Origin of the sequence: Clostridium thermobutyricum, assembly GCF_000371465.1 — a bacterium.
GTDB classification, from domain to species: domain Bacteria; phylum Bacillota; class Clostridia; order Clostridiales; family Clostridiaceae; genus Clostridium; species Clostridium thermobutyricum.
Genome location: NZ_KB850956.1, coordinates 351,497 through 366,333, shown reverse-complemented (window position 1 = coordinate 366,333; position 14,837 = coordinate 351,497). Strand labels below are relative to the sequence as shown.

The 14,837-nt window shown below is 26.4% G+C and carries 13 protein-coding genes; all 13 read right to left on the bottom strand.

Annotated elements, in window-relative coordinates:
- Window positions 1-5: 5 nt before the first annotated feature.
- On the bottom strand, window positions 6-923 hold the full coding sequence (locus tag HMPREF1092_RS01590) for a glycosyltransferase family 2 protein (protein WP_002596834.1): 918 nt from the start codon (window positions 921-923) through the stop codon (window positions 6-8).
- 1 nt (window position 924) lies between these two features.
- Entirely contained in the window at window positions 925-1,242 is a 318-nt protein-coding gene (locus tag HMPREF1092_RS01585) for a glycosyltransferase (RefSeq protein ID WP_002596833.1), read from the bottom strand.
- Window positions 1,196-2,038 (bottom strand): glycosyltransferase family protein, encoded by an 843-nt coding sequence (locus tag HMPREF1092_RS01580; protein ID WP_002596832.1) that lies wholly within the window; start codon window positions 2,036-2,038, stop codon window positions 1,196-1,198. Before HMPREF1092_RS01580 ends, HMPREF1092_RS01585 begins: the two co-directional genes overlap by 47 nt.
- Window position 2,039: 1 nt before the next feature.
- Window positions 2,040-3,167, bottom strand: a complete 1,128-nt coding sequence (wecB, locus tag HMPREF1092_RS01575; protein WP_002596831.1) for a non-hydrolyzing UDP-N-acetylglucosamine 2-epimerase — start codon at window positions 3,165-3,167, stop codon at window positions 2,040-2,042.
- 16 nt (window positions 3,168-3,183) lie between these two features.
- A complete protein-coding gene (locus tag HMPREF1092_RS01570) occupies window positions 3,184-4,290 on the bottom strand; it encodes a polysaccharide biosynthesis C-terminal domain-containing protein (protein ID WP_040413597.1) in 1,107 nt (368 codons plus the stop codon).
- Window positions 4,223-5,311, bottom strand: coding sequence for a nucleoside-diphosphate sugar epimerase/dehydratase (locus HMPREF1092_RS01565; RefSeq protein WP_002596829.1), 1,089 nt, complete (start codon window positions 5,309-5,311; stop codon window positions 4,223-4,225). The genes HMPREF1092_RS01570 and HMPREF1092_RS01565 overlap by 68 nt, the downstream gene beginning before the upstream one ends.
- 11 nt (window positions 5,312-5,322) lie before the next feature.
- Window positions 5,323-6,525 carry a glycosyltransferase family 4 protein gene (locus HMPREF1092_RS01560; protein WP_002596828.1) on the bottom strand — a complete coding sequence of 401 codons (1,203 nt, stop codon included), beginning with the start codon at window positions 6,523-6,525 and terminating at the stop codon, window positions 5,323-5,325.
- Between the two features lies 1 nt (window position 6,526).
- Window positions 6,527-7,429 carry an NAD-dependent epimerase/dehydratase family protein gene (locus tag HMPREF1092_RS01555; RefSeq protein WP_002596827.1) on the bottom strand — a complete coding sequence of 301 codons (903 nt, stop codon included), beginning with the start codon at window positions 7,427-7,429 and terminating at the stop codon, window positions 6,527-6,529.
- A 1-nt stretch (window position 7,430) separates the two neighbouring features.
- Window positions 7,431-8,033 (bottom strand): sugar transferase, encoded by a 603-nt coding sequence (locus HMPREF1092_RS01550; RefSeq protein WP_002596826.1) that lies wholly within the window; start codon window positions 8,031-8,033, stop codon window positions 7,431-7,433.
- The gene (locus HMPREF1092_RS01545; RefSeq protein ID WP_002596825.1) at window positions 8,030-9,925 is read right to left on the bottom strand and encodes a polysaccharide biosynthesis protein; all 1,896 of its coding nucleotides are present in this window, start codon (window positions 9,923-9,925) and stop codon (window positions 8,030-8,032) included. Before HMPREF1092_RS01545 ends, HMPREF1092_RS01550 begins: the two co-directional genes overlap by 4 nt.
- Before the next feature lie 441 nt (window positions 9,926-10,366).
- Window positions 10,367-11,803: an SH3 domain-containing protein gene (locus HMPREF1092_RS16715; protein WP_002596824.1), complete on the bottom strand. Its 1,437-nt coding sequence runs from the start codon at window positions 11,801-11,803 to the stop codon at window positions 10,367-10,369.
- Window positions 11,804-12,016: 213 nt separating this feature from the next.
- Window positions 12,017-13,612: a peptide chain release factor 3 gene (locus tag HMPREF1092_RS01535; protein WP_002596823.1), complete on the bottom strand. Its 1,596-nt coding sequence runs from the start codon at window positions 13,610-13,612 to the stop codon at window positions 12,017-12,019.
- 435 nt (window positions 13,613-14,047) lie between these two features.
- A complete protein-coding gene (locus HMPREF1092_RS01530) occupies window positions 14,048-14,662 on the bottom strand; it encodes a copper homeostasis protein CutC (RefSeq protein ID WP_002596822.1) in 615 nt (204 codons plus the stop codon).
- Window positions 14,663-14,837: the final 175 nt, after the last annotated feature.

Below are 14,837 nucleotides of genomic sequence, written 5' to 3'. Positions count from 1 at the left end.
TTTAACTATATTTTTAATCTTAATTTAAGATACAATAATTTGAATTTAATTGATGATTTTAAATTTTTTAAGTTAAATTCAAATTTATTTATACTATCTTTTTCAAAATCATTTAATTCTGAAAATTTTTTATTACAATACAAAATATTCTGTATTATAACTCTAGGGAGTAAAAACGTATCTAATGCTCTTTCTATTTTTTCTATTTCCTTTTTACTGTATATAAAACTCCTATTCTCTTTAATAAATCCTTTAAAATCTGATATATAATTATCTTCATTATTTTCTCTTATTGAAAAATTAAATGAACTAGATGTGTTTCTTATAAAATACTTTGTTAATTGTTTGTTTACTGAAATAACTTCTTCTAACATAAGTATTTTCATAAAAAAATTAACATCTTCTCCATATCTAAATTTTTCATTAAATCTAATATTGTTATTTTTTATAACTTCTGATTTTATCATCCAATCATTTAGATGAATCATTACCGAATCAACTATATAATATTCTATTATTTTTCCATCTAAATTATATACATGCTCAATTTCTTTATTTTTAAATACATATTTATTTCCTGTATAACAAACTCTTTTTCCTGATTCTTTTATTTTATTTACTTGTTCTAATACTTTATCTTTCTCATAAATATCATCTGAATCTAAAAATGTTATTAAATCTCCTCTTGAAATATCTATACCTTTATTTCTAGCTGCTGATACTCCTTGATTGTTTTGCTTAATGCCTTTAATCCTTTTATCTTTTGCCTTTAACTCTCGAATTATGTCCCAAGTATTATCTTCACTTCCATCGTCAATCAATATAATTTCCAGCATTTCATAACTTTGCATAAGTACTGATTCTACAGTATCTTTTAAATACTTTTCTGAATTATAACAAGGTATAATTACGCTAACTAACATATTACTTCTCCTTAGAAAAAATTATTTTTTCTATTCTTTCAACAAACTTTCCTGAAATATAGTTTTCCTTACATTTTTTATAATTTTCAATGGAAAATTCATTATATTTATCATAAGCTTCAACAATTGCATTTTTAATAGATACTTCATCTCTTTCATTACATCTAATACCATTTATTCTATCTTTAAATATATCTATTATTCCGCCTTGATAAGTTGTAACTATTGCTATTCCATTTCCCATAGCTTCTAAAATAGATATAGGTTGTCCTTCATTTGGATAATATGTTGGTAAACAAAATATATTTGCTTTTTTCAATAGTTCTTTTTTTTTCTTTCCCTTTAACTATTCCATGATACTTTATATTTTCACCTAACAAATTAATTTTATTTTTCACCTCATTTTCTATTTCTTTTTCTATTACCCCTGCTATATTTAAAATGAACTTTATATTTTCCTGTTTCATAATTAAAGCTGCATCTAATAATTCAATTATTCCTTTTGTTTTCATTAAATTACTAAGATATAAAATATTTATATATTCATTTTTTTTTCGCAATTTTTCTTCTAACTCTTCCTCTTTTATCAAAAATTCGCTTTCAATTCCATTTTCGCATACATATACTTTTTCTTTTGGTACTATTTCATCTAGCATATATACCAAAGATTCTCCTAGGACTATTACTCCACTAGTTTCATTAAATAATTTTTTTATTCTATTTTTTCTTTTTGAATTTAAAGAATCATACATTTTCTTAACAAATCCACCGTGAAAATGTATGTAACATGGTATTTTCATCCGCTTAGATATTTTTATAAATAAAGAGTACTTCATAAACCCTAAATAACTTTGTGCTGGAGTTATATATATAACATCAAAATTACTAAATAAAATTTTATTTATTCCTAATAATATTGGTTTAAAACTATTTATAACTTTTTTTAAATTAAATTTACCTTGTGATTTTGCACTATTTATTTTCTTTTCTGTATCTGTATCTACAATTTGGACATTATAATTTTTTTTTAATCCATCATACAGCATTTTATTGGCTAATGACATACCTGTTATTGGTTCTGGAAATGGTCCTATCATCAAAATCTTTTTTTTCATTTTATTTTCTCCAAATAAACTTATTAACTATCTCAGTATATCCTTGAATAGCATTTACAACTTTAATTGATACATTTATATCTGTATAATCATGAACTTTTACAAGTTCTTCTCCAATCTCTTTTTGCTTGGTTATAATTTCTATAGCTCTAGTTATACTATCAAAAGTTATACCACCAAGTATCACAGAACCTTTATCAATAGCTTCTGGTCTTTCTGTACTTGTTCTTATTGATACAGCTGGGAATCCCATTATATTTGACTCTTCAGCAAGTGACCCTGAGTCTGATAATACACAAAAACTTTCTTTTTGAAGTTTATTATAGTCATAGAATCCAAAAGGTTTTAATTGTTGTATATTTTTATGAAATTTAACTCCCATAGCCTCTATTCTTTTCCAACTTCTTGGATGTGTTGAATATATAACAGGCATATCATATTTTTCTGCTATCGCATTTAATGCATCTGTTAAATTTTTAAAATTTTCATCATTATCTATATTTTCTTCTCTATGAGCTGAAACTAATATAAATTTTTTCTTTTCTAAATTTAATCTATCTAATACATCACTTTCATTAATCTTATCCATATATTTATGAAATACTTCTGGCAGCGGTGAACCTGTTACAAAAGTATATTCTTTTCTCATTCCTTCAGATAAAAGATATCTTCTTGCATGTTCTGTATATGCTAAATTAACATCACTTGTAACATCTACTATTTTTCTATTTATTTCTTCAGGTACATTTTGATCAAAACATCTATTTCCAGCTTCCATATGGAATACCGGAATTTTTAATCTTTTAGCTGCAATTGCACTTAAACAACTATTTGTATCTCCTAATATTAAAAGAGCTTCTGGCTTTTCTTTTATAAGTATGTTATAGCTTTCTGCTATTATATTTCCCATTGTTTCCCCAAGATTTTTTCCTACAACTCCTAAAAAATAATCTGGTTCTCTTAACTCTAGCTCTTTAAAAAATACGTCATTTAATGTATAATCCCAATTTTGACCTGTATGTACTAATACATGGTCAAAATATTCATCACATTTTTTTATAGTCTCTGCTAATCTTATAATTTCTGGTCTTGTCCCAACTATTGTCATAACCTTCATTTTATTTATCATCTCAAATTCCTCTTTTCTATACTTCTAAAAAACAAGTATCCGGTATCTCTGGATTAAAAATTTCATTAACCCACATTATTGTTACCATATCTGTAGTTCCAGTATTTATTATGCTATGAGTATATCCAACTGGAATATCTACAACCCTTAAATCTTTTCCTGATACTTTATATTCAATTACTTTATCACTATCATATTTTCTAAACTTAATTATTCCTTCTCCACTTACAACAAGAAATTTTTCATTTTTAGTATTATGCCAGTGATTTCCTTTAGTTATTCCAGGTTTTGAAATATTTATAGAAACTTGTCCTCTATCTTTTGATTTTAAAAATTCTGTAAATGACCCTCTTTCATCTATATTCATTTTTAATGGATATGAAAATTCATTCTCTGGAATATAACTTAAATAAGTACTATAAAGTTTTTTTATAAATTCATTTTTAGTGTTTGGTATATTCAAGTTACTTCTACTTTCTTTAAATTCTCTTATATTTTTAACTATTTCTCCTAATGTTGCTTTATATTCTATGTCAACTTTCAAATAGCCTTTTATAGATTTAGGATTTTCTATAGTCTCTATAATACTTTTTACTACATCATCTATATAAACTAGAGTAAGTTCTATATTTTTATCTGATATCCATATTTCTTCATCTCTAGCAATCTTATGGCAGAATGTAGCCACTGCTGAATTATAATTTGGTCTACACCATTTACCAAAAACATTTGGTAATCTATATATATATATATTTGCTAATTCTTCAGTCATATACTTTAAAAGTGCTTCTTCTGAACCTTTCTTACTTTTTCCATAAGGATTATTAAGTTCAGCCTGTATTGAAGATGTTATTAATATTGGAGTATTTTTATTTTCTTTTTTTAGATATGAAATAATTTCTTCTGTCAATCCAGAATTTCCTTCAAAAAATTCTTTTTCATCTTTTGGTCTATTAACCCCTGCAAGATGAATTATAAAATCAGCTTCTATAACGCCTTTTCTTAGTTCTTCCTTTGAATTTTCTTTATCTATTAAAATTAATTCATAATCTCTATTATCTGTTAATGTAGCTACTAGATTCTTCCCCACAAATCCCTTTGCTCCAGTTACAAGAACTTTCATTTTTTTCCCTCCATAGTTTTAATTCTTCTCTTATATATGAAAGTGTAAGAAGTTTTTCTTTAACACCTTCTACATCTAACATCTCTGTATTATCAGAATTATATTCTTCTATTTTTTGTATTTCTTCATTTCCTTCATTAAAATATTTATTATAATTTAAATCCCTTTTATCTGATGGAACTCTAAAGAAATTTCCCATATCAATAGAATTTGAAGCTTCTTCTCTAGTTAAAAGAGTTTCATATTTCTTCTCTCCATGTCTTGTACCAATTATTTTTATTTCATTTCCTGAATCAAATAATTGTCTCAACGCTTCTGCTAAAACTCCTACTGTACAAGCTGGAGCTTTTTGAACCATAATATCTCCTGATTCAGCATTTTTAAAGGCAAATATTACAAGCTCTACTGCTTCTTCAAGACTCATAATATATCTTGTCATATTAGGATCAGTAACTGTTAATGGTTGTCCATTTTTTATTTGTTCAATGAACAGTGGAATAACAGATCCTCTAGAACACATAACATTTCCATACCTAGTTCCACATATTAAAGTTCTCTCTGGTGATACTGTTCTAGCCTTTGCTATAAATACCTTCTCCATCATTGCTTTTGAAGTTCCCATAGCATTTACAGGATAAGCTGCTTTATCAGTTGAAAGACAAATAACTTTCTTAACTCCTGCTTCTATAGATGCAGTAAGAACATTGTCAGTTCCAATAATATTAGTCTTAACTGCTTCTATCGGGAAAAATTCACAAGATGGAACTTGCTTAAGAGCAGCGGCATGAAAAACATAATCTACATCATACATAGCATTTTTTATACTTTCTAAATCTCTAACATCTCCAATGAAAAACTTAATTTTTTCATTATTATATTTTTTTCTCATATCATCTTGTTTCTTTTCATCTCTTGAAAAAATTCTTATTTCTTTTATATCTGTATCTAAAAATCTATCAAGAACAGCATTTCCAAATGAACCTGTTCCCCCTGTTATTAAAAGTACTTTATCTTTAAACATATTTTTCTCCTCTACTTTAAATTCATTATTATACTTAATTCTTCTAATAATTTTTTTCTCGTAAAATTATCTTCGAAAAAATTTTTCCCTCTTTCACCCATTTTTTCTCGTTCTTCTTTGCTCATTTTATATAATGTAATTGTATTTTCAAAAAGCTTATATGAGTCTTCTGATTCACAAATTAGTCCACATTTACTTTCCTTTAATATTCTATTTCCTTCTCCGCTTATTGCCGCTAATATAGGCTTTCCAGAAGCCATATATGATTGTACTTTTGCAGGTAGAGTAACTTTTAATATATCTTCATTTCCTAATGTAACTATAAGTGCGTCAGATTTTGAAAAATACTTTGGCATATCAGTAGAAGGCTTTCTTCCTAAAAGGTTAACAGTATACTTTATATCATATTTTTCAACTAAAGCTCTAATATTCTCAAATTCACTTCCGTCTCCAAGTATATTCCACTGTATATTTTTATAATTTTTTGCTAAATTCGCTGCTTCTATAATAGTTTGTACGCTTTGTGCTTTACCTATATTTCCAGCAAAAGTTACTACAAAATTATCTCTAGGAACATCTATGTCTTTTGCTGTGACTTTAGAATAAAAATCTTCGGCCCACTGAGGAAAATATTTTATTTTTTCCTTTTTAAAATTATTATTTAATAAAATATCTTCATAACCTTTTGATGCTATTAAAAGATTATCAAATCCATTATAAATTTTATTACATATTTTTCTCATTAAATTTCTAATATTCTTATTAGAAACATTGACTATTGAATATAATGTTTCTGGCCATAAATCTTGGATATATATATATGAAGGAATTTTTTTAATTTTTGATAATATTAAAGCTGGTATTGCACTAGTTATTGGTGACACTTGAAAAACAAATATTCTATCATATCTCTTATGTATTAAAGTTAATGCTCTTATTGACGCTGTAATCATAAATGATAAATAATTTAATCCTAATTTTAATGAATTATTTTTACCTCTTGAAGTTATAGGTACTCGCATTATCTTTATCCCATCTTTTATTGTAGTTTTCACTTTTAAATTTGAATATCCATCATATATTTTTCCTTCTGGATAATTAGGCATTCCTGTTAAAACTTCAACTTTATGACCTTGTTCAATAAAACTTTTACAAATATCATTTATCCTAAAATCTTCTGGCCAATAATATTGAGTTACCACTAATATTTTCATGTTAATCTATGTCTCCAATCGAATATGATATATCTATTTTATTATTTAACTTTTCAGAAGAATATATATTGTCAGTTATAAGCTTTATTGTATTTTCATAAATAAACTGCTTTTTTATGCTTCTCTCATTTATATTACTTATAATTTTTATTAATATTTCCGGTACTATAATCTTAAGTTTTTTATTTCCTATACAATTTATAAGATCATTAAAATTACAAACTTTTTTATCTGATATATTGTATATTTCCGAATTTTCTTTTTTATAATTTTTTATCACATATTCAGTTGCTAAAAAGATGTTCTTTATATTACAAATACTAAGTTTTGTATCTCCTTTTCCAACTCTATATTGTATCCCTTTAACTTCTGTTCTCCTTTGAATATTCAACATAAAATCCTTTGAATAAACTGGTGCAAGTCTAAAAACAGTAAAATTACCTTTATAATTTTTTTGAATATATTCTTCTGATTTTTTCTTTGCTACTGCATAAGGACTTTTGGGAAAACATTGATCTGTTTCTACATATATCTCTTTATCCATTCTTTCTCCATATACAGATATTGTGCTAATAAATATAAAATTTTTTAAATTTAAAATTTCATTACTTAAATCTGTTATATATTTTGTTGCCTCATAATTTACTTTCATAAATCTATCCTTTGATAAATCATTTCCTTTGTTATGAGCAAGTGCAGCACAATGAATTATAAAATCTATATTTTTATTTTCTTCAAAAACTTTATTCAATTCTTCTTTATCTGTAATATCACATTTATAATATTTATGACAGTTTTCATAAATATCTCTACGTCCTATCCCTATTATTTCATGTTCATTCTTTAAACTTTCACATAAAAAACTTCCAACAACTCCATAAACTCCTGTTATTAATATCTTCATGTTATTGCCTCACCTTTGTTTTATCTAATTTAACATCGTTCTTCCCCTCTTGTACTCCATCACTTTTTACTACACTAATTATTGTTTTAAATATTATTTTTATGTCAAATAAAAATGTTTTATTATCTAAATAATATTTATCTAATTCAACTTTTTCTTTTAATGGAATTTCATCTCTTCCATTTATTTGTGCCCATCCTGTAAGTCCTGGAACTAATTTATGAATTCCTTTTTTAGTTCTCATTTCTTTTAAATCTAATTGATTATAAAGAGCTGGTCTTGGTCCAACTACACTCATCTCACCTCTTATAATATTTATAAGCTGTGGTAATTCATCAAGGCTTGTCTTTCTTAAAACTTTTCCTATTTTAGTTATATATTTATCTGGATTTTCTAAAAGATGTGTAGCAACATTTGGTGTATCAATTCTCATTGTTCTAAATTTTAATATATAAAACTCTTCATTATCTTTTCCTATCCTTCTTTGTTTAAAAAAGATTGGTCCTGGAGATGATAATTTTATTATTAAAGAAATTATTAAAAATAGTGGTAAAAAAAATATAAATCCTATTAAACTGCTAATTAAATCAAATACCTTCTTCATATTTTCACCTCTTCACAAGTTGCTGCAACTTCATCTTCTAAAATCTCTTTTCCTTCTTCTCCAGGCTCTATATAAGTAGTAACTATACTCTTCATTTTCTCTTTTAAAGCCTCTTTATCTTTATTTAATGCAACATCTCTTAAAATAAATATTTCTCTTTTTAAATCTTCAAAATCTATATCAGAAGGTTCTCCTATAAATATTTTTTTATTTTTAGTAGATTTTAATCCTTCCTCATCCATCAGAAGCTCTTCATAAAGCTTTTCTCCTGGTCTTAAACCTGTTATTTCTATTTTTATTTCTTCTTCTGGCTCATATCCTGAAAGTCTTATTAGCTTTTTAGCTAAATCATATATTTTTACTGATTTTCCCATATCAAGTACAAATATTTCTCCACCTTCTGCATAAGCTCCAGCCTGAAGTACAAGTTGTGCTGCTTCTGGTATTAGCATAAAATATCTTGTTATTTCTTTATGTGTAAGAGTAACTGGTCCACCTTCTGAAATTTGTTTTTTAAATAATGGAATTACAGAACCATTGCTTCCAAGTACATTTCCAAATCTTACTGCAACAAATTCTGTTTTACTCTTTTTATCAATTCCTTGTATTATCATTTCACAAAGTCTTTTTGTTGCTCCCATTATATTAGTAGGATTAACAGCTTTGTCAGTTGAAATAAGAACAAATCTTTCTACATTGTACTCATTTGCACATTCTGCAACATTAAGTGTTCCCATAACATTATTTTTTATTGCCTCTTCTGAATTATTTTCCATTAAAGGAACATGCTTATGAGCTGCTGCATGGAAAACTACATTTATATTTTCTTCTGCAAATATTTTATTTAATCTATCTTTATCTCTTACAGAAGCTATTATTGTTCTTAAATCTAAATCACTATATTTTCTTTTAAGTTCATTTTGAATATCATAGGCATTATTTTCGTATATATCTAAAATTATTAATTTTTTGGGACTATGTTTTGCTATTTGTCTGCAAAGCTCTGATCCTATGGATCCTCCGCCTCCAGTTACAAGAACTGTTTTATTTTTTATATATCCTTTAATACCTTCTTTATCTAGTTTTACTTCTTCTCTTCCCAAAAGGTCTTTTATGTCAACTTCTCTCATTTGAATTGATTGTACTTTACCTTCAATTATTTCACTTATACCTGGAACAATTTTAAGTTTAGCTTTTGTTTTTTGACATATTTCAAGAATTTTTCTCTTCTCTTCCGAATTTATTGTAGATATAGCAATTATTATTGTTGTTATTCCTTCTTCTCTAACTACATTTTGTATTTCATTTCTAGTTCCAACTACTTTTATTCCATGTAGCACTTTTCCAACTTTACTTTTATTATCATCAATTATACAAATTGGAATCATATTTAACTTTCTATTGTTAAGCATTTCATTTATAATTGAGCTTCCACTTGAGCCTGCTCCTATTATCATTACTCTCTCATTTCTATCAACAATTTTTAATTGCCCATAAATAATAATTCTTCTTATTACTCTAAATGAAAATCTAATTCCTATCACTAATAAAAATGTTATAATTCCTGATAAAATAACATTTTCCACAAGAATACTTTTTCCTAAAATTGCAAATAAAAGTATTATTGATGTTCCAATTGTAATTGCCCCTATTCCTTTTATTCCTTCATCAATTCCTGCAATTCGCCATACACTTTTATACATATTGAATAAACTTAAGCTTATTATATAAATTATTATTCCCAAAGAAATAAACGACATATCATTTCTAAATTCATTTATTCCTTCTCCTAAACCATATTTAAAAACATAACTTAATATAAATGCTATATTAATGCATAAGGCATCTATTAACATTAATACTAATACCCTTCCCCTTAAATTTTCTCTCATTTTATTACCTCATCCCATAATGTTGTAATTTAAACTTAATTTTTCTCAACACCCTATTTTATGTATTGTTCGTAAATTATTGTAACATATAATTAATTTTTTTTAAATATTTAATGAATTTATATTGTTATTTTTTGACTTTTTTATTACTTTTACAAAATATTATAGTTTTTTTTAAATCATTTTGTTAATTTTTATTAATTTATCCAAAGTATTTCATAACTTTTTAAATTAAAATTAAAAATCCTTTCATTTATAGTAATTCATTTATAAAAAATTTCCTATTTTATATACTTCTATTTACTAATATAATTTTTATATGTATTACTTTAATAAATTTATAAAAAAAGACACTAACACAATTATTATGTTAATGTCATTAATTATTTTAATTATATTTAAACTCCAAAAATTTACTCTAATTCAACTCTATCTAAATATTTATCTTACATATTTAGCTGACACATACCCATACCCATTACCATATTTTATTTTATGCCAACCATTTTTTGTTTCTACTATTATTACTTTAGATCCACCTCGTACTGCTCCAATTTTAGAATAATTAGTTCCTCTACCTGACCTAACATTTAAAACATCAGCTATTACTTTTCCTGTTTTTTGTGTACTTCCTGAATTACTTGGTGGTTTTACAGTATTTCCTGAACCATTTGAGCTATTAGAGTTTATTTTTATATAATTTGAACTTACATATCCATAGCTGCTTCCATATTTTATCTTATACCAACCATTTTTTGTTTCTACTATTGCTACTGTTGCACCATTTTTTAATGAATCTATAACTTTATAACTTGTCCCTGCTCCACTTCTTACATTTAAAGCGCTTGCTGTTACTTTTCCTGTTTTTTGTGTACTTCCTGAATTGCTTGGTGGTTTTACAGTATTTCCTGAATTATTTTGTGAACCATTTGAGCTAGTAGAGCTTATTTTTATATAATTTGAACTTACATATCCATAGCTACTTCCATATTTTATCTTATGCCATCCATTTTTTGTTTCTAGTATTGTCACTGTTGCACCATTTTTTAATGAACCTATAACTTTATAGCTTGTCCCTGCTCCACTTCTTACATTTAAAGCGCTTGCTGTTACTTTTCCTGTTTTTTGTGTATTTCCTGAATTGCTTGGCGGTTTTATAGTATTTCCTGAATTATTTGGTGGTGTAATAGGTTTTTCTGGTTGTATTGTTGGAGGCTTAGGTTCTACTGGTTTTGTTGGATTTTCTCCCTTTTCTATTTTTTCAATTTCTTTGGTCATTCTTAACACTTTTTCTCCATACTGTTTATCACTTGCCCATGAACCTGAAAGTCCTAATACAGATTTAGCTCTTCCAAAAATAAAAGAAAAATGTCTAGGATCTTTTGTTTCTGTCCTTGGATATCCATTTGATCCAGCATAAAGAGCTAAATGATCTAAATGAGCACTAATCCCATCTTCCCATGAATCAAATTTTTGATGCGCATTAGGATCACTGTCATTTCCACCTTCTTTAGTTTTCATTCCACATGGATTATTATAACTTTCATTTATAACTCCTCCAAAATTACCATAGCCTGTTTCAAGAGCTGATTGAGCATATGCAACTATAGGATTAATCCCCCCATGTGATGAATATAATTTCATGTATTTAGGTGCTAAACTTATAAAAGTTTCAGTTGCTCCTTTAGATCTTGCCCATTTTTGCATTTGCTCTACAGTTGCTGTTGGAGAAGATATAATACTCTTATCTTCATTTTTTATTTCTAATTGACTACTTGTACTATCTAAGTTATTAGCATATGCAATACTATTAGACATAACTACATTACTTGCTAATGCTATTAACATAATTAGACTTAAAATCTTTTTCTTTTTCATAAATTCTCCCCTTATAATTTTCATAAAAAATAGTTAAATTTACATTTTATTCAATTAATTTTAACATATTTTTCTTTTTTTGTCTTTTATAAGCGCAGAAAAATATTATAAAATCTTATTTAATATAGAAAATTAATATATTTTCTTGATATCATAAAAATAAAAAAGAAATTCCTAAAATTTCTTAGGAATTTCTCTATCTTTTTAATATTTCTATTCTGCTTTACCTACATCTGAAAGTACAATTCCTTCATTATGCTCTAATGCCCATGTAATTCCCCATGTATTTTGGAATATTAATAGGTTTCTATCTTTAAAGTCTGTAACTTTCTTTGTATCTGATGTTAAATTTAACTTATCTACATCTATATTACTATCATTTTCTATCCATCTTACAAATCTATATGGAAGTCTTTCCATTTTTATATCAACATTATATTCATTCTTTAATCTGTATTCTAATACTTCAAATTGTAGTACCCCAACAACTCCAACTATTATTTCTTCCATACCTATGTGTAATTCTTTAAATACTTGGATAGCTCCTTCTTGTGCAATCTGTGTAACACCTTTTACGAATTGTTTTCTCTTCATTGAATCTATTGGTCTTACTCTTGCATAATGTTCTGGTGCAAATGCTGGTATTCCTTCAAATTTAAATTTCTTTGAAGGTGTACAAATTGTATCTCCTATTGAGAATACTCCTGGGTCAAATACCCCAATTATATCTCCTGCATAAGCTTCTTCAACTATTTCTCTATCTTGTGCCATAAATTGTTGTGGTTGTGCAAGTTTTATTTTTTTATTTTCTTGCATGTGGAAATAATCTTTTCCTTTTTCAAATTTTCCTGAACAAATTCTCATAAATGCTATTCTATCTCTATGAGCCTTATTCATATTTGCTTGAATTTTGAATACGAAAGCTGAGAATTCTTCATCAAATGGATCTATTTCTCCTATGCTTGAATTTCTTCCAAGTGGTGAAGTTGTCATTTCTAAGAAATGCTCTAAAAATGGTTCTATACCAAAGTTTGTAAGAGCTGATCCAAAGAATACTGGTGTAAGTTCTCCAACTCTAACTTTTTCTATATCAAATTCATCACCTGCTATATCAAGTAATTCGATATCTTCCATTAATTTATCATGAAGAGCTTCCCCTAATAATTCTCTAAATTTAGGATCACTTGGATCTCCTGTAATAGTTTCAACTTCATTTTGACCGTGATTACCACCATTAAATACTATTATTCTATTATTATCTCTTTCATATATTCCCTTGAAATCTTTACCTGAACCTATTGGCCAGTTCATTGGATATGTTTTTATTCCAAGTTCATTTTCTATATCTTCTAATAATTGGAATGGATCTTGTGATTCTCTATCCATTTTGTTTATTAATGTAAATATTGGCATTTCTCTTAATGAACAAACGTGGAATAACTTTCTAGTTTGATCTTCCACCCCTTTAGCTGCGTCGACTACCATTACTGCTGAGTCAGCTGCTATAAGAGTTCTGTATGTATCCTCTGAGAAGTCTTGGTGCCCTGGTGTATCAAGAATATTTATACAGTGTCCACCATAGTTAAATTGCATTACTGATGAAGTAACAGAAATACCTCTTTGCTTTTCTATTTCCATCCAGTCTGAAACTGCATGTGCAGAAGCTTTTCTTGCCTTAACTGAACCTGCAAGTCTTATAGCTCCTCCATATAATAAGAATTTTTCTGTTAATGTTGTTTTACCAGCATCAGGGTGAGATATGATGGCAAAGGTTCTTCTTTTTTCTATTTCGTTTCTTAAATCAGACAAAACTATTCCTCCTAAAGCTCTAAATTTATAATAAAGTTTAATTTTCTTCTTATATTTTCACTATTCTTCATTATATCATAGTATTTCACTATGTAAAAGTCCTTAACATTTAGGTATTTAATTGCAAATTTTAAATTATTCTTCTATCAAAATTTGCATTTTCAAATTTTATTATTGCTTATAAATTTCCTTAAATTAATTTATATTTGTTATAAATATAATTTTAATCTTCTAAAAATCTATTTAATCAAAATATAATCTATAATTTTACTCTAAAGAAAACATTCCAATATTGTAAAATAAAATTAAGTTAGAATCTTTTCCATATAATATTTTTGTCATTTAAACAAATAAAAAACCTCCTAAGTTAAATTATTTTGTTAATCGTAACTTCTAGAGGCATTTTAAAACTTATTTTATTATAAAATTTATATCTTATACTATTCTAGTACCATGTATTTCTTTTGCACCAGTTTTTTCTATTATATAATCTCTATTGCTCTTATTTATTCCTTTACCAGGCATTATTATTATTCTATCACCTGCATAATCAACAAGTTTCTTTAAAGTGTTCCAGTTATAAAGAGCATCTTTTTTTCCACCCTTAGTTAATATTCTATCTACTCCAAGTTCACTTAACTTATCAATAGCTTCTTTCATTTCTTCTAATGTATCTAATTCATCAAATGCCATATGGAAAGTAGTTTCCATATCTCCTTTTACTGATAAAAGTTCTTTTATACAGTCATAATCTATTCCAGTTTCATTTAAAGCTCCTATTACTATACCACGAGCCCCTGCTTCTTTTACCATTTCTATATCCATTTTCATTATTTCAATTTCTTCTTTTGAATATATAAATTTTCCACCTCTTGGTCTTATTATTACCATTACTGGAATATCAACATCTTCAATTATCTTTTTTATATTTCCATAACTAGGAGTTGTTCCATCTTCCATTAAGTTATCACAAAATTCTATTCTATCTGCTCCTTTTTTAAAACCTTCTATTCCATCTTTATAACTTCCTACGCAAATCTCATAAATCATGTCTTTTCCTCACCTTAACTCTCTTATTTTTTAAAAGTATTTTTTTACAATTCTAGTTATATCACGAATTAATTGCCTTTTAAAGAATTTTTTTATTACTTTTATATAAATAAAAAATAACAATTTAGCTTTTATACTAAATTGTCATTTTTTAATTTGTATTCTAATATTAGTT